This is a genomic window from Micrococcus sp. KT16 (assembly GCF_003315015.1).
Lineage (GTDB): Bacteria > Actinomycetota > Actinomycetes > Actinomycetales > Micrococcaceae > Micrococcus > Micrococcus luteus.
In genome coordinates, this window is sequence record NZ_QNRG01000013.1 from 35775 (window position 1) to 62729 (window position 26955).

The following is a 26955-nucleotide window of genomic DNA, read 5'->3' on the forward strand; positions in this document are numbered from 1 at the left end:
CACCCCGCCCCGGCGAGCGTAACCGAGCGGCGGGGGCCGACCCCCGTACCCTGTCCGCCGCCGGTGCGATCATGGGGCCATGTCTGTTCGGGTGCTGGCCATCGGCAAGAAGCATGAGGCGTGGGTCGTCGACGGGATCGACCGCTACGAGCGGCGCCTCAAGAGGCCCTACGACCTCTCGTGGCGCCTGCTGCCGCACTCCGCGCGGCAGGAGGAGGCGGCGCGCACGGAGGAGTCGGACCGGATCCTGGGCGCGGTCGGCGCGGACGAGCACCTGATCCTGCTGGACGAGCGGGGGCCGGCGTTCGACTCGCCGGGTCTGGCGCGGCACCTGCAGAGCCGGTTCGACGTCGGCGCCCCGGTGACGATGGTGATCGGAGGCGCGTACGGGGTGGACGCCCGGGTCCACGCCCGCGCGGACCGCGTCTGGTCCCTGTCCCCGCTCGTCTTCCCGCACCAGCTCGTGCGGCTGATCCTGGCGGAGCAGGTCTACCGAGCCCAGGAGATCTCCGCCGGCCGACCATACCACCACGCATGAGCGGGCCCGCGGAGACCGCAGCGGGCTCGGCCACGCCCGCGGCCGACGTCGTCCTGGGCCGGTTCACCGAGCCCACGCGCGCCTGGTTCACGGGCGCGTTCGAGGCCCCGACGCCGGCCCAGCTCGGCGCGTGGGACGCGATCTCCTCCGGGCGGCACGCACTGGTGATCGCGCCGACCGGCTCAGGCAAGACCCTCTCCTCCTTCCTCTGGGCGCTCGACTCGTTCGTGCGCGAGCCCGCCGCCGAGGGGACGGCGGCCACCCGCGTCCTCTACGTCTCGCCGCTGAAGGCGCTCGGCGTGGACGTGGAGCGGAACCTGCGGGCCCCGCTGGTGGGCATCACACAGACCGCCGCACACCAGGGCAGGCCCGTGCCGCGCGTCCGGGTGGGTGTGCGCTCCGGAGACACCCCGGCGGCCGAGCGACGGCGCCTGCAGCAGGATCCGCCGGACATCCTCATCACCACGCCCGAGTCGCTGTACCTCATGCTCACCTCGCAGGCCCGCGCGGCGCTGGCCGGGGTCCGCACGGTGATCGTGGACGAGGTGCACGCCGTGGCCGGGACCAAACGCGGCGCCCACCTGGCCGTCTCCCTCGAACGCCTGGACACCCTGCTGGACACGCCGGTGCAGCGGATCGGCCTGTCCGCCACGGTCGAGCCGGCCGCCGAGGTGGCCCGGTTCCTCGGCGGCACGCAGCCGGTGACGGTGGTGCGGCCCGCCTCGGCCAAGCGCTGGGACCTGACGGTCACGGTGCCGGTGCCGGACCTGACGGACCTCTCCTCCCCCGCCGCCGTCCACGACCTGGGCCCCGGCTCCTCGACGGGCGGGCTCGGCGACGAGGGCGCGGTGACGGGCGGGTCCATCTGGCCGCACGTCGAGGAGCGGATCGTGGACCTGGTGGCCGAGCGGCGCTCCACACTCGTGTTCGCCAACTCCCGGCGCCTGGCCGAGCGCCTCACCGGCCGCCTCAACGAGATCTGGGAGGCCCGCGCCGAGGCGGCCGCCGCAGCCGAGCACCCGGACGCCGTCCCCGGCTTCCGCACACCGGACCCGACCGGCTTCCACGGACCCGCCCAGGTGGCCGGGCAGACCGGCACCGGATCGGGCACCGTCTCCGACTTCGCCCGCGCCCACCACGGCTCCGTGTCCAAGGAGCAGCGCGCCATCGTCGAGGAGGCGCTGAAGACCGGCCAGATCCGCTGCGTCGTGGCCACGAGCTCGCTCGAGCTGGGCATCGACATGGGCGCGGTGGACCAGGTGATCCAGGTGGAGTCGCCGCCCTCGGTGGCCTCCGGTCTGCAGCGCGTGGGCCGCGCCGGCCACCAGGTGGGCGAGGTCTCCCGCGGCGTGTTCTTCCCCAAGCACCGGGGCGACCTCGTGGACACCGCCGTCGTGGCCGAGCGCATGACGGCCGGGCGCATCGAGTCGCTGCGGATCCCCGCCAACCCGCTGGACATCCTCGCCCAGCAGACCGTGGCCGCCGTCGCCGTCGCGGACCTGGACGCACAGGAGTGGTTCGACCTCGTGCGCCGGTCCGCGCCGTTCGCGACGCTGCCGTTCTCCGCCTACGAGTCCGTGCTCGACCTGCTGGCCGGCCGCTACCCCTCGGACGAGTTCGCCGAGCTGCGCCCGCGCATCCTGTGGGACCGGGAGAACGGCACGCTCGCCGCCCGCCCCGGCGCGCAGCGCCTCGCAGTCACCTCGGGCGGCACCATCCCGGACCGCGGCCTGTTCGGGGTGTTCCTGGCCTCCGACGGCGGCGCGGACGGCACCCCCGGCGGCGCGGCGGCCGGGGACACGGCCGAGTCGGCGGGCTCCGCGTCCGCGGGCTCGGCCCGCTCCGGCGGGCGCCGGGTCGGCGAGCTCGACGAGGAGATGGTCTACGAGTCCCGCGTGGGGGACGTCATCCTGCTGGGCGCCACGAGCTGGCGCATCGTGGACATCACCGCGGACCGCGTCCTGGTGCTGCCCGCCTACGGGCAGCCCGGCAAGCTCCCGTTCTGGCGGGGCGACGCCGCGGGCCGGCCGGCGGAGCTGGGCGACGCCGTCGGGCGCTTCCGCCGCGAGCTGGACGCGGACCCCGAGGCCGGCCGCACCCGCCTGGGGGCCGCGGGCCTGGACCCGTGGGCGCAGGACAACCTGCTGGCCTACCTGAAGGACCAGCGCGAGGCCACCGGGGTGCTGCCCACCGAGCAGACGCTCGTGGTGGAGCGGTTCACGGACGAGCTCGGCGACTGGCGCGTCGTGCTGCACTCCCCCTACGGCATGGCGGTGCACGCCCCGTGGGCGCTCGCGGTGGGGGCGCGGCTGGCGCAGCGGTACGGGCTGGAGACCGGCTCGGGCGCGGCGATGGCCGCCGACGACGGGATCGTGCTGCGCATCCCCCTGATGGACGCGGAGCCGCCGGGCGCGGAGCTGTTCGAGTTCACGGCCGAGGAGCTGGACGAGATCGTCACGGCGGAGGTCGGCGGGTCCGCGCTGTTCGCCGCCCGGTTCCGGGAGAACGCGGCCCGGTCCCTGCTGCTGCCGCGCCGTGATCCCGGGCGGCGGACCCCCCTGTGGCAGCAGCGGCAGCGGTCCGCGCAGCTGCTGGACGTGGCACGGAAGCACCCGCGGTTCCCCGTGATCCTGGAGACCGTGCGCGAGGTGCTCCAGGACGTCTACGACCTCCCTGCGCTCAAGGAGCTCGCGGGGCGGGTGTCCTCGCGGGCCGTCCGGCTCGTGGAGGTCACGACGACGGCGCCCTCGCCGTTCAGCCAGTCCATCCTGTTCGGCTACATCGCCCAGTTCATCTACGAGGGCGACTCCCCGCTGGCCGAGCGCCGCGCCGCCGCGCTCTCCCTCGACCCGGCACTGCTGTCCGAGCTGCTGGGCACGGAGGAGCTGCGTGAGCTGCTCGACGCCGAGGTCATCGCGGAGGTCGAGGCCCAGCTGCAGCGGCTCGCGCCCGACCGGCGCGCCCGCGGGACCGAGGGCGTGGCGGACCTGCTGCGCCTGCTGGGACCGCTGTCCGTGGCGGAGGCCGCGCGGCGCACACGCCCCGAGGGGGAGACGGAGGAGTCCGCGGACGAGGACGCCGTCGCCGGGATGCTGGCGGAGCTCGAGCGCGCCGGCCGCGCGTTCCGCCTGCGCCAGGACGGGGTCGAGCGGTTCGCCGCCGCCGAGGACGCCGCCCGCCTGCGGGACGCGCTCGGCACGCCGATCCCGCACGGAGTGCCCACCGCGTTCCTCGACCCGGTCGAGGACCCGCTCGGGGACCTCGTGGGCCGCTACGCCCGCACCCACGGTCCCTTCACCGCCGCTGAGGCGGGGGCCGCGCTGGGGCTGGGGGGCGCCGTCGTGCTCTCGGTGCTGCAGCGCCTGGCCACCGAGCGCCGCGTGAGCACGGGCGCGTTCCGGCCGGAGGGCACCCCCGGGGCCACCGGCCTGGACGCCGAGTGGTGCGACGCCGAGGTGCTGCGGCGGATCCGCATGCGCTCCCTCGCCGCGCTGCGCGCCGAGGTCGAGCCGGTGGACCAGGCCGCGTACGCCCGGTTCCTCGCCGACTGGCAGCACCTGCGGCCGCGGACGGGGCGCGACGGGGCCTGGCGGCCGCCGGCCACGCTCGAGGGCGTGGACGGGGTGGCCACCGTCCTGGACCAGCTGGCCGGCACCCCCCTGCCCGCGAGCGCGTGGGAGTCCCTCGTGCTGCCCGCCCGCGTGCGGGACTACGCCCCCGCCCTGCTCGACGAGCTGCTGGCCACGGGCGAATACGTGTGGTCGGGCGTCGGGGAGGCCACCGGCAACGACGGCTGGGTGGCCCTGCACCCCGCCGACGCCGTGGACCTCACGCTGCGCCTGCCCGAGCCCGCGGAGGAGACACCGGCCGACGCCGCCCTGCGCGCGGCCGTGCTCGAGGTGCTCGCCGGCGGCGGGGCCTGGTTCTTCCCCCAGCTCGTGGAGCGGGTGCGGGCGGCGCAGGCGGCGGGCGACGACGGCGACGCGGGTGGCGCAGGCGGGGCGGGCGGCCCCGACCCGCACCGCGACCCGGCCGACCTGGCCCGCGGCCCCGCGGTGCTGGGCGCGCTGTGGGGCCTGGTGTGGGACGGCCGGGTCGGCAACGACACGTTCGCCCCCGTCCGCGGCCTGCTCTCGCTCGGCAAGACCGCGCACCGCACCGGCCGGCAGACGCCGCGGGCCCGCACCGCGCGGACGGGCGGGGCCGCGGGGGCGGCGGCCGGGCGCGGGCTCGGCGGGCGGCTGGCCGGGGTGCGCGGGCGGGGCCGGTACGCGGGGCTCACCTCGCCCGAGGGCGGCGCCCGGGGCTCGGCCGGCCTCACGGCGGGGACCGTCGGGCTCTCGGCCGCCGAACAGGCCCGCTCGGCCGGCCGCTGGTCCCTGCTGCCCGCCGCCGAGCAGGACCCCACGATCCGCGCCCACGCCACCGCCGAGCTGCTGCTGGACCGGTACGGCGTGATCACGCGCGGCTCCGTGGTGGCCGAGGAGGTCCCCGGCGGCTTCGCGGGGCAGTACCGGCTGCTCACCCGGATGGAGGACGCGGGCCAGGTGCGCCGCGGCCACTTCGTCGACGGGCTGGGCGGCGCGCAGTTCTCCACCGGCGCCGTCGTGGACCGGCTGCGCGGGTTCCAGCGGGACGAGGAGGACGCCGCCGTCGACACCGCCCCGCTCGCGCTCGCCCTGGCCGCGACGGATCCGGCGAATCCCTACGGCGCCGCGCTGGACTGGCCGTCCGTGCCGGCCGGGCCGGACGGCGTCGTGCCCACGGGCCATCGCCCGGGCCGGAAGGCGGGCGCCGTCGTCGTGCTGATCGCGGGGCGGCTGGCGCTCTACATGGAGCGCGGCGGGCGCACGCTGCTCGCGTTCACGGAGGATCCGGGCGAGCTGCGGGCCGCGGCGGAGGCGCTCGTGTGGGCGCTGCGGACCGGCCGCACCGAGCGGTTGAGCCTGGAGAAGGTCAACGGCGGGCCCGTGCTCGGCACGCCGCTGGCCGAGGCGCTGCTGGCCGCGGGGTTCTACTCGAGCCCGTCGGGCATCCGGTTCCGGAACTGAGGCCACCCCACCTACATGGTCTCAGAGCGGTTGTTACTGAGCATGGGCGCCCACTTCGCATGATGAGCCTTCCCTGGGCAGCCCTATTGAATATGCCTTGACATGGTCATGCTCACATGCGCATGTCGTTTGCACCGACTGGTCGCAACCGCCCTCGAAAACTCCAAACAAAGGATAAACACTGTGAAAAAGTTCGCCGCGATTTCCTTGACCATTGCAATCGGGAGGGCGTCGCGGGAGCAGGCACTGCCAGCGCAACCCCTCACGCCACTTCCACGGAAGTGACCACAACCCAGGCCGTGGAACTGTTAGACCGGATACATGGTCAACCCTCAGACCCCCTCATCATGACCCATCACGGTCACTACGGCGAAGTCCTCACTTCAGATGAGGATGTGCACGGGAAGACATCAATTCCCACTGACCCCAATGAACCGCTCACGTTTGATTCTGCAGATATGCCTGATGATGATGGAAGGGTGGAAATGCGCCTCCCTGCGGACCTCGATCTTGCTCATGGAAAGCCAGCAGGGAGCGACACGGTAGTTTTTGAGAGCACGGCAGAAAACATCATCATGACAGCTGAGAGTGTCGAAGGAGGCACTCGAGTCCATTCCGTGATCGGAGACTCCGACGCGCCCCATACGTTTTCTTACGAGATAAGCATCCCGGCTGACGCCGAGTGGAAGATTTACCCCGACGACTCCATCGTCGCCTCAGACTCGGCCGGTGAAGTTATTTCCATGGTGGCTCCGCCGTGGGCCAAGGATGCCAATGGCACGCCAGCTCCCACTACTTTCGAGTTTGATGGGCATACCCTGACACAGCAAGTGTATGCGGACTCCGGCCAGCACTCCTACCCAATCATCGCAGACCCCTTCCAAGGGAAGAGGCTCTTCAGAAACCTGAATACTGACAAGAAGCACGAAGGGCAGGTAGTCTATTCGGGAACAAAGACGGACTGGGGTCAGAAGATCCACAACGGCCAGGCTGGTGACCCTGCAGGCTGGGTTGGCGGAGTGGCCGCTGGCCAATTCATCATGCGCAATGAAGGCTGGCGCGAATGGACGGACAAGTGGGGATCCCGTGTGACATCACGCAAGACCTTTTACCAGCAGTACAGCTGCCATGTCCTGGGAGGCTTCTCCAACTGGGCAGGAGATTGGAATCTGGAAGCGTCCCGTCGGGACAATGCATGGTGGGCGGCCAATGTCGCATTCCATAGGTGCAACTGGTGACGATGCTGGGTGAGGAACGCCCCGGAGCGCCCAACGATGAGGGCGGAGACATGCGTCAGCGAAGGGTGGGCTTCGGACAGATCGCCGCCCTCCTCATCCCGCTAGGGGTTGTGACGTACCTCATCGGGGGTGTCCTTTCCCTCCTGGAGTATCAGAACGTCCCGGACCACCTGCGCGCGGGCGCTCAGACGGGGCCACTCGTCGCGAGCGTACTGTGGCTGGGCATAGGATTGTGTGCGGCAGGTCTGGTAGCTCTCTGCGCGGCGCTTGTTCGCAGCGCACGGCACCGCCGCCGGCTGCGGTGAACCAAAGTCCGACGTGTGGCGTAAGGCAGAAGCATTCGCCGTGCTCACGGCGACCCAGGCGCTCGTGTGGGCGCTGCGCACCGGCCGCACCGAGCGGCTGAGCCTGGAGAAGGTCAACGGCGGGCCGGTGCTCGGCACGCCGCTGGCCGAGGCGCTGCTGGCCGCGGGGTTCTACTCGAGCCCGTCGGGGATCCGGTTCCGGAACTGAGAGCTCGACGCCGTCCGTCCGTCCGCAACGCGGGTTGAGTTGTCGCGGGTCCCGCCGTCGGACACCCGCGACAACTCAACCCGCATTGCCCGGGCGGCCCTGTCGCGGCGGCGGGTCCCGGGGGTAGGTTCGGCCCATGAGCATCGACGCCGCCCCGCCCGAGGACGTGGGCACCGCCCCCACGGGCACGTCTCCCGCCCCCGAGGCCCTCGAGGACTCCCTGCCGCACCCCTCGGACCCTTCCGTCACCCCGTTCCTCCTGTTCGAGGGTGACGCCGGTGCGGCCATGGACGCCTACCTCACCGCGTTCGTGGAGCACCTGCCGGTCACCGAGGTCCGCCGCGACCTCTTCGACGAATCCTCCCCGCGCGGCGCCGCTTGGGCGGGCAAGGTCCTGCACGGCGAGCTCGAGATCGCCGGCCAGCGGCTGCGCTTCTTCGACTCCTTCACCCCGCACGGGTTCACGTTCACCCCGGCCATCAGCCTGTTCGTCGAGCTGCCGGACGCCACCGCGGTGGACGCCATCCACGACGCGCTCCTCGCCGGCGGCGGCCGTGACTGCATGCCGCCCGACGACGACGGCTTCTCCCGCCGCTTCGCATGGGTCGGGGACCGCTTCGGCGTGACCTGGCAGCTCAACGCGGCCTGAGCCGGTGACGGCCCGTGCCTGAAGGCGACTCCCTCGTCCGCGTCGCGCACCGGCTCCGCCCCGTGCTCGAGGGCCGGGTCCTGACGCACGCGGATCTGCGCGTGCCCCGCCACGCCACCGCGGACCTGACCGGCTGGACGGTGGCCGAGGTCCTGCCGCGCGCCAAGTACCTGCTGATGCGGCTGACCCCGCCCACGGCCCGCCCCGGGGCCCGTCCGCTCACCCTGATCTCGCACCTGAAGATGGAGGGCCGCTGGCTCGTCTCGGCCATCGACGCCCGGTGGGGCGCCCCCGCCTGGCAGGTGCGGGCGGTGCTGGAGACGGCGGAGCACCGCGTGCTCGGCGCCCAGCTGGGCCTGCTCACCCTCGTGCCCACCGCCGACGAGGCCGCCGTCCTCGGCCACCTCGGCCCCGACCTGCTGGACCCGGCCTGGGACACGCCCGACGACGGCGCCGCGCTGCTCGCCGAGGGCGTGCGGCGGCTCACGGCCCGGCCCGAGCGGCCGGTCGGCCTGGCCCTGCTCGACCAGCGGCTCGTCTCCGGGATCGGCAACATCTACCGCTGCGAGACCCTCCTGCTGGCCGGCATCGACCCGCACCGGCCGATCGGCGAGGTCGAGGACGTCGCCGGACTCGTGCTGCTCGCCCGGGACCTGCTGCGCGCCAACGTCCCGCCCGCCGCCCCCGCCGCGGGCGCCCGGCGCCGGACCACGGGCGTGCGTCCGAACCCGGCGCGACCCTTCGGGGTCGAGGTGCTGGTCCCGGCCGGTCCGTCACCCGACACGGCACCCGGCCGGACGCCCGGCGCGCGTGGCGGGGGGACGCCGTCGTACTGGGTCTACGGGCACGACCGCACCCCGTGCCTGCGCTGCCGCGGCCCCGTCCGCCAGGAGGACTACGGCTCCCCCGAGGACGATGCGCGGCGGCTGTGGTGGTGCCCGCACTGCCAGCGCTGAGCCGGACGCGCCCCAACGGTGGCCGCGTGTCGTCCCCGTTCCCTACGCTGAACCCGCCCCCGACCCGAGGAGAAGTCATGGCCGACCCGTTCCCGAAGGACCCGGAGGGCGCCGTCGTCGCGCTCGTGCTGGCCGGCGGCACCGGCGGCCGCCTCATGCCGCTCACCGCGGCCCGCGCCAAGCCGATGGTGCCGCTGGCGGGCCAGTACCGGCTGATCGACGTCGTCCTGTCCAACCTGGCCCACTCGCGCCTGCGGGACGTGTGGGTCGTGGAGCAGTACCGCCCCTTCACGCTCAACCAGCACCTGGCCGGCGGCCGGCCGTGGGATCTCGACGGCACCCGCCACGGCCTGCGGCTCCTGCCCCCCGCGCAGGGCCGCGCCGAGGAGGGCTTCGCCCGCGGCAACGGCCACGCGATCGCCCAGCAGCTGCCGCTGCTGGAGCAGTTCGGCGCCGAGACCGTCGTCGTGCTCTCCGCCGATCACCTGTACCAGCTGGACCTGCGCCCCGTGCTGGCCGAGCACACCCGCTCCGGCGCCGAGCTCACCGTGGTCACCACCGAGACGGACGAGGACCCCTCGCGCTTCGGCGTCGTCCAGGTGGACGACGACGGCGCCGTGACCGACTACGCCTACAAGCCGGAGGACCCGGCGGGCACGCTCGTGGCCACCGAGGTGTTCGTGTTCGACGTCGCCGCGCTCTCCGAGGTGGTCGGCGACCTCGTGGCGGGCGAGGACGAGGCGGCCACCAAGGACGAGGGCGAGACCGATGAGGACGGCGACCCCGTGGGCTCCTCCCTCGGCGACTACGGGGAGAGCATCATCCCGGCGTTCGTGGCGCGGGGACGCGTGCGGGAGCACCGCCTCGTCGGGTACTGGCGGGACATCGGCACCCTGGACGCGTACGTCCGCGCCCACCGGGAGATCCTCGAGGGCACCGGCCTGGACGTCGCCGCCGAGGGCTGGCCGCTGATCACCAACCCCCACCAGGCGCCGCCGGCGTGGGTGGCCCCGGACGCCCGCGTCTCCGGCTCGCTGCTCAGCCCGGGCTGCCGGATCGAGGGCGAGGTCTCGGACAGCGTGGTCGGCCCCGGGGTGGTCGTGGCGGCCGGCGCCACGGTGCGCGGCAGCCTCCTGCTCGGCGACTGCGAGGTCCCCGCGGGCGCGGTGCTGGACACCGTGGTGGTCGACGTCGGCGGGGCGGTCCCGGCGCGCGAGGTGACGGGGCGCGCCGCGCCGGCCGAGGAGGTCGTGGTGCTCACCCCGCAGGACCGCGGCCCGGCCGAGGACGAGACCACCGGCTCCGGCCGGCCCGGCCGGTCGGACTGAGCGGCGCCGGTCGGACGCAGCCGCGCCGGGCTGGGAGGATGGGCCCGTGGCCGTCCCCTCTCCCCTCCCCCCGCGCAACGGCGTCAACGCCACGCGCCTGCGCCTGCCCGCCGCCGGCTGGCCCACCGCGCAGGACTACGTGCTCCACCGGTTCGGTCACGTGGACCCGGACGGCATCCGCGCGCGCTTCGCCCGCGGCGAGGTCGTGGCGGCGGACGGCACCGCACTGACGCCGACGACGCCGCTGGGCGTCCACGAGGACCTCTGGTACTACCGGGACGTCCCCGACGAGGCCCCGCTGCCCGTGACGCACACGCTCCTGCACCGCGACGAGCACCTCGTGGTCATCCACAAGCCGCACTTCCTGCCCACCACCCCGGGCGGCCGCTTCGTCCAGGAGACCGCGCTGGTGCGGCTGCGCAACGAGCTCGGCCTCGACGACCTCGTGCCCCTGCACCGGCTCGACCGGGCGACGGCCGGCGTCGTGATGTTCTCCGCGAACCCGGCCACCCGCGGCGCCTACCACCTGCTCTTCGAGCGGCGTGCCGTGGCCAAGACCTACGAGGCCGTGGCGCTCCTGCCGGACGCCCCCGACGACGGCGCCCGCGGCCCCGGCGCCCCGGCCGACCCCGTCCTGGGGCGATTCCCGCTGACCGTGCGCAGCCGGATCCGCAAGGACAAGGGGGTCCTGCGCTCCGTGGTGGAGGAGATCCCCGCGGCGGCCTCCGGGCGGCGCGCGGGCGCGCCGGTGCGGACCCGGCGGTCGAACCGGCCCCACGCCGGGGCGAACGCGGAGTCCCGCGTGGAGCTGCTGGGCGTCGGCGTCTCCGCCGGGACGCTGGCGGGGCGGCGCGTGGCGCACCTGCGGCTCACCCCGCGCACGGGCCGCACCCACCAGCTGCGCATCCACCTGGCCGCCCTGGGCCTGGGCATCGCGTTCGACCCGTTCTACCCGGACCTGCTCGACCTCGCCCCGGACGACGTCACGCGTCCCCTGCAGCTGCTCTCCCGGTCGCTGCGCTTCACGGACCCGGTGACGGGCGAGGAGCGGGAGTTCACCTCCCCCGCTGAGCTGCAGGAGCGACCGCGGTGACGGGCGGGGACCCGGCCGCCCTGATGGACGCGCTCGGAGCGTGGTTCCACCCGCTCACCGCGCTCCTCGTGGCCCTGGACGCCCCGATCCCGCCCGTCCCGTCGGAGGTGGTGGTCATCGGCTCGGGGGCGCTCGCGGCCGAGGGCCGGGTCTCCCCCGTGGCCGCGGTGCTGGCGGCGTGGCTGGGCTGCTGGGCCGGGGACGTCGGCCTCTACGCGCTGTTCCGCCACGGCCTCGCCGACCGCCTGGACCGCTGGGCGTGGTGGCGGCGGATCCACCGGGGGATCCGGACTCTGCTGGTGCGGGTGGGCCCGGCGGGCAGCCTGGCGGGGCTGTCCGTGCTGCGGTTCGTCTCGGGCGGACGGACGGCGTCGATGGCGGCGGCCGGGATCGGCGGGATCCGCTGGCCCGTGTTCCTGTGGCTGTCCGGGGCGGGCTCGCTCGCGTGGTCCGGGTCCATGGTGGGGCTCGGCTGGCTCACCGGCCGGGCCACCGGCCTGCCGTGGTGGGCGTCCGCGGTGGTCGGCATGGTGTTCGGTACCCTTGCAGGGTTGATGATCGCGGGGATCATGGCCCACCGTCGCCGGGGCCGGAAGGGGTGAGCATGCAGGACGCGTCCTCCGAGTCCCGTGCCGCCCTCGAGCGCCTCCGGGACGCCTCGGCGCCCCGTCCCGACGACGACGCGACGCGTGCCCCCGCCGAGCGCCCCCGCCGCGCCCTGGCCGCGCCCGGGGAGATCTCCCGCCGCGATCTGCGCCGTCACGAGCGCGCCCTGCGCTCGGGCCGACCCGAGACCGCCGCCGAGCGCCGCGTGCGCGAGGACCGCCGCGCGGATGTGCACCGCGCCATGGACCGACTGCGCACTCCGGGCGCTCCCGCCCAGCAGCGCCCACGCCGCGACCTCAGCGAGATCCTGGACCGCCTCGGCAGCCCGGACCTCGCCCGTTTCACCGACCCACTCGTCGGCACGGTCGAGCGCATCCTCCCCGCCCCGGGGCGGGACCCGGAGAAGGCCGCGGAGGCCGCACGCCGCCGCACTGCGGCCGAGGAGCGCCGGCGGGCCCGCCTGCGAGCCGGCCGGGAGCGCGCCGCCGAGGCCGCCCGTCGCCGGGCCGCCGAGCACGAGCGGCCCGTCGCCGAGGCCGCCGCCGCGGCCCAGGCCCGCGACGCCGCCCGGGCCCGCGACGCCGCAGCCCTCCAGGCCCGCCTCGACGAGGAGGCCCGCCGGGCCCAGGCCGCGCGGGTGGCCCGCCGCCGCCGCGAGGAGGAGAAGCAGCGCCGTCGGCGTGAAGCCGAGCGGCGCCGTCGGGTGGCGGCCGAGGAGAAGGCACGTGCCGCCGCCGAGGCGGAGGCCCGCCGCCGGGAGCGGGAGGAACGGCGCCGCCGGGAGGCGGAGGTCGCCGCCGAGCGCGCCCGCGTGCAGGCGGAGCGGCGGGCCCGCGAGGAGGCCGCGCTCGCGGAACGGGAGCGGCTCCGGCTCGAGGCGGAGGCGGAGGCGGAGCGCCGTCGGCAGGCGGCCGAGGCCGAACGCCGTCGCCTCGAGGCCGAACGCGTCGAGGCCGAGCGGCGCCGTCGGGCCGAGGAGGCCGAGCGGCGCCGTCGCGAGGCGGAGGAGGCCGCCCGCCTCGAGGCCGAGCGACGTCGTCGCCAGGCCGCACGCGTCCGCGCGTACACCGTGCTGCACGCCGAACGCGCCCTCGCCCAGGCCCGGCTCCTCGAGGACCGCGCCCGGGAGGCCGAGCGCCGTGCGGCGGAGGACGCCGCCCGCCGCCGTCGCGAGCACGAGGAGCGGGAGTCCCGCGCGCTGGCCCGGGCCGCGCGCGAGCTCGAGGGCCCCGAGGTCTTCCCGGCCGCCGCCGACCGGCCGCTGCTGTCCGACCCGGAGGAGCGGCTCACCGATGAGGAGCTCTTCGCCCGGGCCCGGGTGGCCCTGCCCGAGTGGCGGCGGCGGCAGCGGCTCTCCACGAAGGCGCAGGCCGTCCGGGCCGAGGCCACCGCCCACTCCTCGGCGGGGCCGGTCACGGGCGCCCTGCCCCTGATCCCCGGCTACACCCCCGCGCCGCCCGAGGAGCCGGCCGGCTCACCGACCGCTGCGGACCGACGCGGCCAGGCGCTGCTGACCGTCGTGTGGGCGCTGTTCGTGCTCTCCGGCGCGTGGGGCCTCGGTCTGGCCGGCCGCGTCCCGGGGCTCGGCGCCCTCGATGCCGGCGCGTACCCGCTCACCGCCGACGGCCGACACGGCCCCGGCGCGAGCGTGTTCGGGCTGTCCCCGCTGCACCCGGCGATCTGGCCGGTGCTGTGGCTGCTGACCGGCATGTACGTGCTGCGGCAGTGGGGGCGGGGCCAGGGCGCGTCGCCGCGGCACCGCCGCATCCGGGGCGCGATCGCGGGGGCCCTGCTGGCGCTGGCGCTGTGGTTCCCCCTGGCCGTCCTGGCCCCCGGGGGCTTCGACGTCGTCCCGTGGCTGCTCGCCCTGGTCCTCATGCTCCGTGTGGTCCGGCGGCTCGGCGCACGCCCGGCGGCCCGCCGCGTCGCACGGGTGGCCGAGGACGGCGCGCTCGGCGTGCTGCTGGGCACCCTCCTCGCCGGCGCACCCACCGCGGTGGGCGCCGCCCTCCACGCCTGGGGTGTGCACGTCGGCTGGTTCCCGACCGAGCTGCTCGCCCTGCTGGTGCTGGTGGCCCTGCTGCTGGCGGCCCTGCGCCTCGTGCTCGGGGGGCGCGGCCGCATGGGTGTGGCCCTGGGCATGGCCTGGACCCTGCTCTGCCTCGCCCTGCCCCGCCTGCTGCCCAGCCCGCTCGGGGCGCAGCAGAGCGTGTGGGTGGGTCTCGCGGCCGCCTTCGGGGCGCTGCTGCTGGTCACCGCCGCGGCCGTGCGCCGCTCCTGGGCCCGCCAGATCGAGCGCGACGCCGCCCGCCGGCCGCACCCGGCCGGCGCCTGAGCCCGGCCCCGTTCAGCGCCCGAGCCCAGCGGGCACCGGGACCCACCGGCCGCCGTCGCGCCGGAGCACGTCCAGCCGGCCCGTCACGGCGACGCCGGACACCGCCTCCGCCATCCGCCGCGCCACCTCGGCGGCCTCGGCGTCCTCGCCGGCCCGGTGCGAGCCGGGCACCGTGAAGCGCAGCACGATCCGCGGGACGCGCGCGACGACCTCGATGTCCTTGGCCGCGAGCACGTGCGTGGCCTGGACGGCGGCCTCGGCCAGGTCCATGACCTCTTCGGGCCGGTGGCCGGGCAGGAGGTCGCCGATCTGCAGGCGGGCGCGGTAGGAGGGCATGGGCCCAGGGTAGGGGTGGACGCAGCAGCGGTGACGACTTCTCTCGTCGCACGGGCCGGCCCGCCCTTCCGCCCGCGGCGGACGCGAGCCCTCCCGTGTCCGGACCCGCTCGTAGGGTGGGGTGCATGACTCAGACCGCCACCCCGCAGACCGACGCCCCCGCCGTGCCCGCGATCTTCGAACCGATTGAGATCAACGGCGTGCGCGTGCGCAACCGCCTGATCCTGCCGCCGATGTGCCAGTACTCGTGCGAGGCGCGCGACGGCGTCCCCCACGGCTGGCACTTCCAGCACCTGGGCGCCCGCGCGGCCGGCGGCTTCGGGATCGTGGTGGCCGAGGCCACCGCCGTCACCCCCGAGGGACGCATCTCCGCGTGGGACACCGGCCTGTGGAACGACGAGCAGCGGGACGCGTGGGCGCCGATCGCCGAGTTCATCGCCTCCCAGGGCGCCCTGCCCGCCATCCAGCTCGGTCACGCCGGCGCCAAGGCCTCGACCGTCCCCATGCACCCGGGCGCGCTCGCCGGGCAGCCGATCCTCGAGGGCCCCGACTCCTGGGAGACCCTCTCCCCCTCCGGCGTGGCCACCAACTCCATGGAGATCCGCACCCACGCGATGCGGGTGGACGAGATCCGGGAGACCGTCCAGGCCTTCGCCGACGCCGCCGAGCGCGCCGACCGTGCCGGCTTCGGCGCCGTGCAGCTGCACGCCGCCCACGGCTACCTCATCCACCAGTTCCTCTCGCCGCTGACCAACACCCGGACCGACGAGTACGGCGGGGACTTCGAGGGCCGCACCCGCTTCCTCAAGGAGGTCGTGGCGGCCGTGCGCGAGGTGTGGCCCGCGGACAAGGTCCTCGGCATCCGCATCTCCGGCTCGGACTGGGTCGAGGGCGGCTGGAGCATCGAGGAGACCGTCCGCCTGGCGCAGGAGCTGCAGGGGCAGGTGCACTGGTTCGACCTGTCCTCCGCGGGCATCGGGGACACCTACGAGGGCCCTCAGGGCCCGGGCTATCAGGTGCCGCTGGCCACCGCCGTGAAGGAGGGCACCGAGGGGATCGTGGTGTCCGCCGTCGGCTCGCTGACCGGCGCCGAGGAGGTCGCGGCCGTGGTGGACGAGGACCGCGCCGACGCCGTCTGCGTGGGCCGCGCCGCCCTGGCGAACCCGAACTGGCCGACCGCGGCCGCCCTCGCGCTCGACGTCCCCTCGGAGCAGGTGCCGATGGCCCGGCAGTACTTCCGAGCCAAGTGGTGAGCGGAACACGCGGGACCCGGTGTGCCCCCGGCGCGGAACTCCGGTAGAACAGAACCATGAGCGTGCGCACCCCCGACCCGAATCCGGGCTGGCTGTCCGACGAGGACCTCTACGAGGCCCGGCGCCGGCTGCCCATGGTGTATGTGGAGGCCATCCCGGTGCGGCTGGACTCCCTCGGCTACGTCACCGAGATCGGCCTGCTCTACGTGGCGGACGAGACCGGCACGTTCCAGCGGACGTTCGTCTCCGGACGCGTCCAGTACCGGGAGACCATCCGCGCCGCGCTGATGCGCCACCTGGAGAAGGACCTCGGCCCGCTCGCGTTCCCGCAGCTGCCGCCATCGGTGGTCCCCTGCACCGTCGCCGAGTACTTCCCGGCGCCGTCCGAGACCGGGCTGACGGACGACCGCCAGCACGCCGTGGCCCTGGTGTACGTGGTGCCGGTGACGGGTGAGTGCCAGCCGCGCCAGAACGCGCTCGAGCTGACCTGGCTCACCCCCGAGGAGGCCCTCGGCGAGGACATCCAGGCCGAGTTCATCGGTGGCCGCGGGGACCTGGTGCGCCAGGCCCTCGCCCACGTGGGATGGGGGCGCTGAGCATGGCACCGGTCGTCGGCGGCTACCTCCGCCATCTGAAGTCCCAGGACGTGCAGCCCGGGGACAGCTTCCTGACCCGCCGCGGCGAGCCCGCCCCGCCCGTGGCCTCGACCCGGGTGATGCGGGACGACTTCGGCACCCCCGCGCTCGTGATCGCCACCCTCGAGGGCGGCCGGGAGGTCAAGATCGCCCACGGCTCCGTGATCCGGGTCCGCACGGACCGCCCGGAGGAGCGCAGGGCCGTCCCGGACACCACCTTCTCCCCCGTGGACGCGGGGTCCCCCGAGGAGCGGATCGTCGCCGTCGGCAAGCGCCACCTCGACGACACCGAGCTGACCGCCACCGCGGCCCGGCTCTCCCACGGGTTGAACCTGCGCTCCGGCTCCCAGCTGGAGGACGTGTTCGGCATGGCCGAGCGGCTCTACCTGCTGCACGAGGACACCGAGGGCACGCTCGCCACCCTGGGCCTGCTGACGAACCTGCCGTGGGACGGGGCCGTGGGGCGGTGGAAGTCCATCCAGGCCGCGCTGTCCCTGGCGTCGCTGATCCTGCGCGAGGAGGGCGAGCACATCGCCGCCGCCAACCTCGGTCGGCGCCTGCTCGAGGCGGACGAGGTCCCCTCCGAGCCGGGCCGGGCGTCCCGCGTGCTCGAAGTGCGCCAGCGTCAGCTCAACGAGCCGCCGCTCTACGACCGGGAGATCTCCCGCGCCCTGCAGGCCCGCGACGCCGAGGCCGAGTATCAGTGGCGCCGGGCCCGGTTCGGCCAGCTGCTCTACCTGCGTGCCCGCGGCGGCTCGGAGACGCTCACGGACGCCGACCTGGATTCCCGGATCGCCCGGGAGCTCGGCGCGCTGCGCACCCTCGCCGACGAGCTCGAGGCGAAGGCAGCCACGCGCCGGTGAGGCCCAGCCGCGGGACGGGCGTCGAGAGCCGGCCCCGTCCCCGGTGACACGCCCTCCGGGGTCCGGCTCGTGTGGCGCACCTCACTCTCCAGCCCCTGCCGGGGTTATGCTCCCGGCATGACCGGCTCCGCACCCGCCCAGCTCCGCCCCCTCCGCGCCACGGACGCGCCCGCCGTCCTGGCGGCCTTCCACGCGGGCACCGTCGGCATGGCCGATCCCGCAGAGGTCACCGACGACGCCTCCGCCCGCGCCTACGTCGACGGACTGGTCCAGGCGGAGGGGACGGACGCCGTCGCCGTGGTGGAGCGCGGGACGGACACGCTGATCGGCCTGGTCGCCGTCGTGCGCGACGAGGCGCACGGCACCGGCGCGCTCACCGCCTGGCTGCATCAGGGCTGGCGCGGGGACGCGATCATGTCGCGGGCGGCGACCACCGTGGCGGACGCCGAACTGGCCGAGGGCGGGCTCGAACGGATCGAACTGGCCCACCGGGCGGACAGCCCGACGGCGGGGGCCGTCGCCCGGGCCGCTGGGCTCCGTCACGAAGGCACGCAGCGCGGCCGCCTCCGCACGGGCGGGCGGCGGCTCGACGTGCACCTCTACGGCCGGCTGGCCGCGGACCCGCTGCCCGAGGAACGCGTCCGTCCCCTGCCGTGGGCCTCCGACGCCCGCCCCTGGGCCGACCGCTGACCGCGACCCGCCCCCGACGACGCCCCGCGACGCCGTCACGCCCTCCCGGCCCGATGCCCCGCTAGTCTGCCGAGATGACCACCCCGACCGGCGCCATCCCGAGCCCGCATCCGCGGCCGTTCCTCCTCGTCCAGACGCGCCCCGAAGACGACGCCGCGGCCGCCGAGGTCGAGGCCGTCCAGCGACTGGGCGGCTATCCGGAGGGCCGGCTGCGGGTGCTGCGCCTGGACCGCGTCGTGCAGCGCCCGGACGTGGCCACGCACGGCCTGGACTGGGAGGCGGAGCTCGCGGACGTCGCCGCCGTGATCCTGCCCGGCAGCCCGTTCACGGGCTCCGATCCCGAGGAGACCAAGTCCCCCGTGCAGCGCGCCGTGGAGGCGGAGCTGGGCCGGATGCTCGACGTCGTCCGGCGCCGCGACCTGCCGTTCCTCGGCTGCTGCTACGGCGTCGGCACGCTGGGCCGGCACGCCGGCGGCGTCGTGGACAACGCGTACGGCGAATCGGCCGCGCCCGTCGAGGTCACGCTCACCGACGAGGGTGTCGCGGATCCGGTGCTGGCCGGGGTGCCGCGCACGTTCGCGGCGTACGTGGGCCACAAGGAGGCGATGAGCGCGCTGCCGCCCGGCGCGGTGCTGCTCGCCGCGGGCGCCGACTGTCCCGTGCAGATGTTCCGGCTCGGCACCCGCCAGTACGCCACCCAGTTCCACCCGGAGCTGGACCAGGCCGGTATCCTCGAGCGCCTTGAGATCTACCGCGAGCACGGGTACTTCGCCCCGGGCGAGTACGAGCCCACGGTGGCGGGGCTGGCCGCCGTCGACCCCGAGCACCCCCGCCGGATCCTGGCGAACTTCCGCACGCTGTTCGGCTGAGCCGCCCGGCCCACCCCGTAGCGTGGCTGCATGGACACGCACCGCGCCACCGCTTCCCTGCCCTGGATCGACGGCCCCGCCGTGCGCGCCGCCCTGAGCCCGCGCGCCGCCGTCGACGCGCTGGAGGCGGCCCTCGCCGCCGGCCTGGACCCGGAGGCCGACGCCCCCCGCACCCGCGTGTCCACCGCCGCCGGGCAGCTGCTGCAGATGCCCTCGACGCGCGGGACCGAGGTCGACACCAAGCTGCTCACCCTCACGCCGGACAACCCCGAGCGCGGACTGCCCGTCATCCAGGGCGTCTACGTGCTGTTCGGCGCCCCGGGCACCCCCGGCCAGGCACCGCGGGCCGTGCTGGACGGCGTCGAGCTGACGGGCCTGCGCACCTCCGCGGTGTCCGCGCTCGGGGTGCGGCTGCTCGCGGACGCCTCGCCCCGGCACCTGGTCGTGGTCGGCACGGGCGTGCAGGCGTGGGAGCACGCGCTCACCTTCCAGGACGTGTTCGGGCTGGAACGGGTGTCCGTGGTGGGCCGCGACGCCGACCGGGCCGCCGCCCTGGCCGCGCGCATCGAAGCGGAGCTGGGCGTGACCGCGAGCGCCGCGGGCCCGGAGGCCGTGGCGGAGGCGGACGTCGTGGTGACGTGCACGGCCGCGACGGCCCCGCTGTTCGACGGGACGCTCGTGCCGGAGCACGCGACGGTCGTGGCGATGGGCTCGCACACCACGGACGCCCGCGAGACCGACGACGCCCTGGCCCGCCGCGCGACCGTGGCGGTGGAGTCGCGGGACTCGGCCGCCCGCGAGGCCGGGGACGTGACCCTCGCGATCGACTCCGGCGCGCTGGCCGGGATCGAGGACACGGTGACGCTGGCCGAGCTCGTGGCCGGGACCGCGCGTCGTCGGGAGGGCGCGCCCGCCCTGTTCGTCACCACCGGCATGCCCTGGCAGGACCTGGTGGTGGCGAGCGCGGTGGCGCGGGAGGTGCTGGGCTGAGCCGGGGCGGCCGGGTCCAGCTGGCGGACCGAGGGCGTGTCCCGGCGACTGACGGCGAGGAGGACGAGGGCGCCGGCGAGCCCGACCAGATTTCTCGCCACGAGCGGGGCGCGGCCGGCCTCCGCGGTGTCAGCCCAGTCGAGCACGCCCCGTCTGGATAGAGTGACTCGCGCCACCCTCTTCACTGCAAGGCAGGACACATGATCGACGCACCCCTCGCCCAGCTCGCTGAGACGTACGCCCGTGACGTGCGGCTCGCCTCCACGAGCGGGGTCTCCGCCGAGCCGGAGGCGCAGCTGACGGTCCCGGTCTCCGAGTTCCTGCGCGCGTTCTCCTCCGTCACCGGGATTGGGGACCTCAGCCTGCTGCGAGAGGCCCAGCTCGACGGCGTGCGCCCGGACTTCGCCGCCCTGATCGACGGTCGCCCCTGCGGATGGGTGGAACTCAAGGCACCCGGCCACACGGTCATCGGAGAGAAGTGGCGCGGCCGGGAGAAGGGCCAGTGGGACCTGCTCTCCCAGCTGGACGCGCTGCTCGTCTCGAACGGAGACGAGATCGCCCTCTATGTCTCCGGCTCCCCTGTGGACACCGCGTTCCTGCCCGTCGACGGCGTCGCAGGCTGGGACGCAGACCGCCTGCGCACCGTCCTGGAACAGTTCACCCTGGCCCAGCCCCGGCCGATCACCCGAGTGAGCCAGCTCGCGGACCGCCTGGCCCCGCTGGCCCGCTTCCTTCGAGAGCGCCTCCAGGAAGGCCTGTCCAACAACTACCGCTCGGTGCGGGAGGCGAAGGCGGCCTGGGACCACACGGTGCATCACACGACCACGGACGCCCAGTTCGCCGGCGACGTCGCCCAGGTCGTGGCCTACTCCATGGCCATCGCCGGTCTCTCCGGCCAAGCGGACCGGAACGCCGACGGCGTGGTGACGCTCGAGGAGGCCAAGCACGCCCTGGAGACGGCCCACCGCAATGTTCTGGCGGCGTCCCTCGGACCGATCATCGGCATCCCGGCGCTCATGGAGTACATCGCCCCGGAGGTCGGGGCCATCATGCGGCTGGTGTCCAGCATGGACGTGGCCGCCATCGAGCGCTCCACGGACTCCCGTGGTGAGCCGTGGCTGTGGTTTTACGAGGACTTCCTCCAGCGCTACGACCCGGCCGCCCGTAACCGCGCGGGTGTCTACTACACGCCGATCAGTGTGGTGCAGTGCCAGGTGCGCGTGGTGGACGCGCTGCTGCGGGAACGTTTCGGTCAGACCCTGGGCTTCGGCGCCCCCTCGGTGGTGACGCTGGACCCCGCGACGGGCTCCGGCACCTACCCGCTGGCGGTCATCGACCGCGCGGAGGCAGCGGCCCGGGAGGAACGCGGCCCGGCGGGGGTGGCCCAGGTGGCCAAGAACCTCACGAAGAACCTGCTGGCCTTCGAGCTGCTGCCCGGCCCATACTCGGTGGCGCACCTGCGCATCGGCCAGCGGCTCGCTGAGGCGCAGGGTCACGCCTTCCAGGCGGAGGAGATCGGCGTGTACCTGACGGACACCCTGGAGGACCCCTCGGCGGGCATGGCGGAGGGGCTATTCGGCGACGCGCGGGTCCTCGCCGAGGCCGCCGAGGCGGCCCGCCGGATCAAGCGGGACCGGCGCATCACCGTGGCCATCGGCAACCCGCCCTATGACCGGGTGACCTCCGGCACCGGCGGCTGGGTGGAGCACGGGGACGGCGAGGACGCGCTGTTCGACGACGTGATCGGCCCCGCCCAGGAGCAGGGAGTGATCTTCTCCGCCCAGGCCTCGCTGTACAACCTGTACGTGTATTTCTGGCGGTGGGCCATCTGGAAGGCGTTCCAGCAGGACCCCGGGGACCAGGCGATCATCTCCTTCATCACGGCGTCCTCGTGGCTGACCGGCCCGGCCTTTGTGGGTCTGCGCGATCTGGCCCGTCGGACGGCCAGTGAGATCTGGGTGATGGACCTTGGCGGCGAGGGCCGCGGGGCACGCCAGGAGGAGAACGTCTTCGACATCCAGACCCCGGTGGCGATCGTGACTCTGGTGCGCACCGGCAAGGCCGCCCGGGAAGCGTCCGTGTACTACCGGCGCTTCCGGGGCACGCGCGCGGAGAAGTTCGCGGCCCTGGACGAGGTGGCCCGGTTGGATCCCGACGACGGCACATGGGAGTGCCTGCCCGGTGGGGCGGGCGACCCCTTGGCACCGGCCAGCGGCGGGGAGGACTGGGCGGCGATGCCCGCCCTGGCGGACCTCTTCCCCTGGCAGCAGCCCGGGATCAAGTACAACCGCGCCTGGCCCGTGGCCCCGGATCAGGACACCTTGCAACGGCGGTGGCGAGAGCTGTTGGCTGACCCGTCCGCGGACGCCCGTGCGGAGAAGTATGTGACGGGCCACTCTGGGCGCACCATCCACACCGCCGTGAGCGGCCTGACCCCCTTGGCGGCGCTGCCCGCCGACGCTGAGCACCGGCCGATCACACGGGTGGCGTGGCGCTCCTTCGACCGCCAGTGGACCTTCGACGATCCTCGATTGATCAACTTGGAACGCCCCGCTTTGTGGCAGGCGCTCTCGGACCGCCAGCTGTTCTTTGTCTCCCCCAAGACGGCCCGCATCAGCGGTGGCCCCGCCGTGACCGTGGCGACGGCGGTGCCAGATCTGCACTACTTCGTCGGCTCCTACGGCGGCAAGGACGTCATCCCCCTCTACCGGGACGCTGAAGCCGCCCAGCCCAACGTCACCGGCGGGCTGCTCCCGCTGCTGGGGGAGCGCTACGGCCGAGAGGTCACGCCGGAAGACCTGGCCGCCTACGTCATGGGCATCGCCGGCCATGACGCCTACGTCCAGCGGTTCGACGAAGCCCTCGAAGGCAGCCCCGTCCGCGTGCCGCTGACGGTCGACCCGGCCCTGTTCGCCCGTGCCGTGGAGCTGGGTAAGCGTCTGCTGTGGCTGCAGACCTACGGGGAGCGGTTCACTGGTGTAGACCGCCCCGCCGGCCGCGTACCCCGCATTCCTGGCCTGGGTTGGGAAGCCCCCGTGACGGCCTTGCCTGCCTCCCCGCGGGCCGTGTCCTACGACCCTGCAACCCAGCGGCTAAAGGTGGGGGACGGCGTCGTCACCGGCGTGAGTCCGGAGGTCAGGGCCTTCGCCGTGTCCGGCATGAACATCCTGGACAAGTGGCTCGGCGCCAGGACGGCCACCGGCATCGGCCGCGCCGCCGGCAAGGCAGCCACCCCGCTGGACCGTATCCGCCCCACCGAGTGGGCAGACGAGTGGAACGACGAGCTGCTCGATCTGCTCCGAGTGCTGACCGAGACCGTGTCACTGGGTGGCGACCAGGCAGACCTCTTGGACGAGATCCTCGCCGGAGACCTGATCCCGGCGAACGAACTCCCGGAACCGACCCCGGCCGAACGGAAGGTTCCCAAGACGATCAAGCGGGACTTCTCCACTGCGCAGGAGGAGATGTTCTGATGGACGCTGCGAACGTCATCGCCCTCGTGGTCTCCGTGTTGGCGCTCCTGGCCGCGGCATGGTCCGCCGTGGAGTCGTGGCGGTTGCGCCAGATCGAGAAGGGCCGCGACGAGCGGCAGGACCTGCGCGAAAAGCAGGAACAGGCACGCCAGGTCGCCGCGTGGATGTGCGTCGCCGCCCGGATCAATGACGAGTTCGGCGCCCCACCCACGCGGCGCTGGTTCCTCGCCGTGGAGAACTCCTCCCAGGTCCCGGTCTACGGGGCACGGGCCACGGTGGCGTCGAAGTATCCCGTTCCCGATCTCACCGCCGCCATGCTGCCTCCAGGACGCACCTACTTCGAACTGAGCAAGAACGAGTGGGGCTACGGCGTCCAGGCGGATGAACTGGACGTGGTCCCCCGGCCGCTGACCAACGCCGAACGGTTCCGGGTGACCGCCTTCACCTTCACCGACGCCGCTGGCGACCGCTGGTCCCGCGACCACCAGGGTCGGCTCTCAGCGACAAGTGGGAAAGAGTCTGAAGCGACTGATTGAGGGACAGGCAGGCAAGGGACCTGGACCAGCTCCATGCACAGCTCCGAGCCGACCACCCGCAGGCGGTGCCGGAGCAGCTCGAGTTCCATGGCCTGCGGTGTTTAACGGCAAGGACGACTGGACTGCCGCCCCCGTCGGCGTCCGCGCATGGGCCAGCCAACGCGCCGTCGAACTCATCGCCGCGCACACCCCGTGGTTCGGCTTCCAGGGTGTCGACGTCGACAGGCTGCGTCAGCGGCCTGGATGGGAAGACGCCAAACCGCACATCGTGGTGTCCGCTCAGCTCTTGAACCGCGTGCACCGGAGGACGTCCCTGCGTGCGGACGGCCTCCTGGTGATCGCCGATGACCACCACCTCCGCGATGACAGCCGTCTGACCTACCGACGCATGCGAGCCGCCTCGGTCCAGGGCCTCTCCGACGGAGCACTCGACCACCTGTTGGACACGATGTACTTCGGCCCTTCGAACCAGAGCCGCCTGCTGCAGGCCGTGGACGTCCTGACGTACTTCGAGCAGCGCCGCCGCCATGTCACTGAGCGCCACCGCGATGCCGTTCGCCGAATGAACGCCATCGGCCGATCGCTGAACAAGATCCGTCAGCACTCTTACGTCTGGACCCCTTGAACGCAGACACACGAAACCCCCGCTCGAAGGCGGGGGTCCGGTTGGACGGAAGACGCCGAAGCGCGTCCCGTGATGTCCAGTGTACTCGCCTCTGAGGACTCCCGACAGGGACATCCCGTTCGGGACCACGCCGCTCCACCCCGCCTCCCCGCTTGGACGCCCCCACTACCCTGGATCCCATGCCCGACACCCCGCAGCCCCCCGCCGTTCCCGCGCACCCGGACCACTTCGGCTTCGAGGTGACCCACCGCCTGGAGACCCCCGGGCACGACGGCGCCCCGCTGGGCCGCACGGGCGTCATCACCACGCCGCACGGGCGGATCCAGACGCCGGCGTTCATCCCGGTGGCCACGCAGGCCACGGTCAAGGCGGTGCTGCCGGAGTCGATGAAGGACCTCGGCGCGCAGGCGCTGCTGGCCAACGCGTATCACCTGTACCTGCAGCCCGGTGACGACCTCCTGGACGAGGCCGGCGGCCTCGGCGCGTTCATGAACTGGCCCGGGCCGACCTTCACGGACTCGGGCGGCTTCCAGGTGATGAGCCTCGGCTCGGGATTCAAGAAGGTCATCGACATGAAGGGCCCCGGCGCGCCCGAGGGGCAGGGCGCCGACGACGCCGTCGCCCCCGGCAAGGAGCGCCTGGCCAACGTCGACGACGACGGCGTCTGGTTCAAGTCCCACCTCACCGGGGACCGACACCGGTTCACCCCCGAGGTGTCCGTGGGCATCCAGCACAACCTCGGCGCGGACATCATGTTCGCCTTCGACGAGCTGACCACCCTGCACAACTCCCGCGGCTACCAGGAGGAGGCGCTCGAGCGCACCCGCCGCTGGGCCCAGCGCTGCCTCGACGAGCACGCCCGCCTCACCGGGGTCCGCGCGGCGCGGCCGTACCAGGCGCTGTTCGGCGTGATCCAGGGGGCCCAGTACGAGGACCTGCGCCGCAAGGCCTGCCGCGACCTCGCGGGGATGCGGGCCGAGTTCCCGGCCGCGGGGGAGCTCGACGGCGTGACCTCCGGCTTCGACGGCTATGGCGTCGGCGGGGCCCTGGAGAAGGAGAACCTCGGGACCATCGTGGGCTGGTGCGCGCAGGAGCTGCCCGAGGACAAGCCGCGCCACCTGCTGGGCATCTCCGAACCCGATGACCTGTTCACCGCCGTCGAGAACGGCGCCGACACCTTCGACTGCGTCTCCCCCACCCGTGTGGCCCGCACCGGCGCGTTCTACACCCGCGACGGGCGCTACAACCTGCCCGGGGCGAAGTACCGCCGCGACTTCGGCCCGCTGGACCCCGAGTGCGACTGCTATACGTGCGCCCACTACTCCCGCGCGTACCTGCGGCACCTGTTCAAGGCGAAGGAGATGGTGGCGCACACGCTCCTCTCCATCCACAACGAGCGGTTCACGGTCTCGCTCGTGGACCGGATCCGTGCGGCCATGCAGGACGGCACGCTCGCCGAGCTCAAGGCCGAGACCCTCGGCCGGTACTACGCCCCGAAGGGCTGAGGGGCGCTGGGTGCGCCGGCACGCTGCGGGGGGGAGCCAGCACGCTGCGACGGGCGCGAGCCAGACGTTTCTGCTGTTCTGAGGGGGCTGTCTCGACCGATTCGTCTGGCTCAGCGCCGCTCGGACGCGTGGGGGACGTGAGCCAGACGATTCAGCGGCTCCTGCACAGGGCCGCGGGCGCAGCTCGCCCTCCACGGCCCTCGCGGTCGCGGCGCCGGGTCCGCTGGTGGAAGGGGAGGCTGGCGGCATGGTCGCCCCTCCTCCGCACCACGACGCCGCCCCCAGCCCCGTCTTCCCGGTCGCCGCGGGGCTGCAGGCCGGCCTGACGGCCTCGCAGCTGCGCGGCCCCCGATTCGACGCCCCGCACCACGGGCTGCGGCACACCGCCGGGGGTCAGCCCTCACTGGCCGACGTCGTCCGCGCCCTCCAGCGGACGAACCCCGGCACCGCGGCCACCCACGCCACCGCCGCTCGCCTCTGGGGGATGTGGCTGCCGCGGCAGTGGGAACGCGGCCCCATCCATCTGGCGCGCACGCGGGCCGAGGGCGGGGCGCCGCGCCGCAGCGGCGTCGTCGGGCATGAACTGCACCCGCAGGACCCCGTGCTGGTGCGTGCCCGGGTGCGGATCACGACGCCGGCCGCCACCTGGGCGGCGCTGGCGCAGCTGGGTCTGCCGTTGGCCGACGTCGTCGCCGCCGGGGACAGCCTGCTGCAACGGGCTGACGGCCCGGCGGGCCGACGTCGTCCCGGCGACCATCCACGGTGCACCGTGCGTGATTGTAAGCGGCCATGAAAAGCTGCCCATAGGTGGCCAGGGAATGACCCGCTGACGGCCATGAGGACTGCCCAGTGATGGCCACGGGAACTGCCCGG

General features: G+C 74.1%; 22 protein-coding genes. 21 read left to right on the plus strand and 1 reads right to left on the minus strand.

Going from position 1 to position 26955, the window contains the following annotated elements; translation table 11 throughout:
* The first annotated feature begins 79 nt into the window (after positions 1 to 79).
* From DE149_RS09750 to DE149_RS09790, 10 genes are all read left to right on the plus strand, one after another.
* The gene (locus DE149_RS09750) at positions 80 to 538 is read left to right on the plus strand and encodes a 23S rRNA (pseudouridine(1915)-N(3))-methyltransferase RlmH (RefSeq protein WP_170721451.1); all 459 of its coding nucleotides are present in this window, start codon (positions 80 to 82) and stop codon (positions 536 to 538) included.
* A complete protein-coding gene (locus tag DE149_RS09755) occupies positions 535 to 5589 on the plus strand; it encodes an ATP-dependent helicase (RefSeq protein ID WP_113914415.1) in 5055 nt (1684 codons plus the stop codon). Before DE149_RS09750 ends, DE149_RS09755 begins: the two co-directional genes overlap by 4 nt.
* Before the next feature lie 299 nt (positions 5590 to 5888).
* Entirely contained in the window at positions 5889 to 6827 is a 939-nt protein-coding gene (locus DE149_RS11590) for a hypothetical protein (protein WP_144826589.1), read from the plus strand.
* 345 nt (positions 6828 to 7172) lie between these two features.
* Positions 7173 to 7340, plus strand: a complete 168-nt coding sequence (locus tag DE149_RS11645; protein ID WP_158530789.1) for a hypothetical protein — start codon at positions 7173 to 7175, stop codon at positions 7338 to 7340.
* 136 nt (positions 7341 to 7476) lie between these two features.
* Positions 7477 to 7989: a VOC family protein gene (locus DE149_RS09765; protein WP_069941965.1), complete on the plus strand. Its 513-nt coding sequence runs from the start codon at positions 7477 to 7479 to the stop codon at positions 7987 to 7989.
* 14 nt (positions 7990 to 8003) lie between these two features.
* Positions 8004 to 8945, plus strand: a complete 942-nt coding sequence (locus tag DE149_RS09770) for a DNA-formamidopyrimidine glycosylase family protein (RefSeq protein ID WP_044659050.1) — start codon at positions 8004 to 8006, stop codon at positions 8943 to 8945.
* 77 nt (positions 8946 to 9022) lie between these two features.
* A complete protein-coding gene (locus tag DE149_RS09775) occupies positions 9023 to 10273 on the plus strand; it encodes a glucose-1-phosphate adenylyltransferase family protein (protein WP_095353564.1) in 1251 nt (416 codons plus the stop codon).
* A 46-nt stretch (positions 10274 to 10319) separates the two neighbouring features.
* A complete protein-coding gene (locus DE149_RS09780) occupies positions 10320 to 11366 on the plus strand; it encodes a pseudouridine synthase (protein ID WP_095353565.1) in 1047 nt (348 codons plus the stop codon).
* Positions 11363 to 11968, plus strand: coding sequence for a DedA family protein (locus DE149_RS09785; RefSeq protein ID WP_036316081.1), 606 nt, complete (start codon positions 11363 to 11365; stop codon positions 11966 to 11968). Before DE149_RS09780 ends, DE149_RS09785 begins: the two co-directional genes overlap by 4 nt.
* Positions 11969 to 11970: 2 nt before the next feature.
* On the plus strand, positions 11971 to 14307 hold the full coding sequence (locus DE149_RS09790; protein WP_113914417.1) for a hypothetical protein: 2337 nt from the start codon (positions 11971 to 11973) through the stop codon (positions 14305 to 14307).
* A gap of 12 nt (positions 14308 to 14319) precedes the next feature.
* Here the strand turns inward: DE149_RS09790 and DE149_RS09795 are convergent, their stop codons facing one another.
* Positions 14320 to 14643: a hypothetical protein gene (locus DE149_RS09795; protein ID WP_036339857.1), complete on the minus strand. Its 324-nt coding sequence runs from the start codon at positions 14641 to 14643 to the stop codon at positions 14320 to 14322.
* Positions 14644 to 14768: 125 nt separating this feature from the next.
* Between DE149_RS09795 and DE149_RS09800 the strand changes: the two genes are divergently transcribed.
* From DE149_RS09800 to DE149_RS09850, 11 genes are all read left to right on the plus strand, one after another.
* Positions 14769 to 15896, plus strand: a complete 1128-nt coding sequence (locus DE149_RS09800) for an NADH:flavin oxidoreductase/NADH oxidase (protein ID WP_073117197.1) — start codon at positions 14769 to 14771, stop codon at positions 15894 to 15896.
* A 56-nt stretch (positions 15897 to 15952) separates the two neighbouring features.
* Positions 15953 to 16492, plus strand: a complete 540-nt coding sequence (locus tag DE149_RS09805) for an NUDIX hydrolase family protein (RefSeq protein ID WP_036316089.1) — start codon at positions 15953 to 15955, stop codon at positions 16490 to 16492.
* Positions 16493 to 16494: 2 nt separating this feature from the next.
* On the plus strand, positions 16495 to 17394 hold the full coding sequence (locus DE149_RS09810; protein WP_230297492.1) for a DUF6707 family protein: 900 nt from the start codon (positions 16495 to 16497) through the stop codon (positions 17392 to 17394).
* Between the two features lie 117 nt (positions 17395 to 17511).
* Positions 17512 to 18084, plus strand: a complete 573-nt coding sequence (locus DE149_RS09815; protein WP_063189932.1) for a GNAT family N-acetyltransferase — start codon at positions 17512 to 17514, stop codon at positions 18082 to 18084.
* A gap of 74 nt (positions 18085 to 18158) precedes the next feature.
* Positions 18159 to 18953, plus strand: coding sequence for a glutamine amidotransferase (locus tag DE149_RS09820; protein ID WP_063189935.1), 795 nt, complete (start codon positions 18159 to 18161; stop codon positions 18951 to 18953).
* A gap of 30 nt (positions 18954 to 18983) precedes the next feature.
* Positions 18984 to 19943: an ornithine cyclodeaminase family protein gene (locus DE149_RS09825; protein ID WP_036316096.1), complete on the plus strand. Its 960-nt coding sequence runs from the start codon at positions 18984 to 18986 to the stop codon at positions 19941 to 19943.
* A 200-nt stretch (positions 19944 to 20143) separates the two neighbouring features.
* Positions 20144 to 23416: a type ISP restriction/modification enzyme gene (locus tag DE149_RS11720; RefSeq protein ID WP_051995282.1), complete on the plus strand. Its 3273-nt coding sequence runs from the start codon at positions 20144 to 20146 to the stop codon at positions 23414 to 23416.
* Positions 23416 to 23952: a hypothetical protein gene (locus DE149_RS09835; protein ID WP_036316098.1), complete on the plus strand. Its 537-nt coding sequence runs from the start codon at positions 23416 to 23418 to the stop codon at positions 23950 to 23952. Before DE149_RS11720 ends, DE149_RS09835 begins: the two co-directional genes overlap by 1 nt.
* A gap of 97 nt (positions 23953 to 24049) precedes the next feature.
* The gene (locus DE149_RS09840; protein WP_012750724.1) at positions 24050 to 24577 is read left to right on the plus strand and encodes a DUF3800 domain-containing protein; all 528 of its coding nucleotides are present in this window, start codon (positions 24050 to 24052) and stop codon (positions 24575 to 24577) included.
* A gap of 179 nt (positions 24578 to 24756) precedes the next feature.
* Positions 24757 to 26082, plus strand: coding sequence for a tRNA guanosine(34) transglycosylase Tgt (gene tgt / locus DE149_RS09845; protein ID WP_078025372.1), 1326 nt, complete (start codon positions 24757 to 24759; stop codon positions 26080 to 26082).
* Between the two features lie 247 nt (positions 26083 to 26329).
* Positions 26330 to 26875 (plus strand): hypothetical protein, encoded by a 546-nt coding sequence (locus tag DE149_RS09850; protein ID WP_233490736.1) that lies wholly within the window; start codon positions 26330 to 26332, stop codon positions 26873 to 26875.
* Positions 26876 to 26955 lie beyond the last annotated feature (80 nt).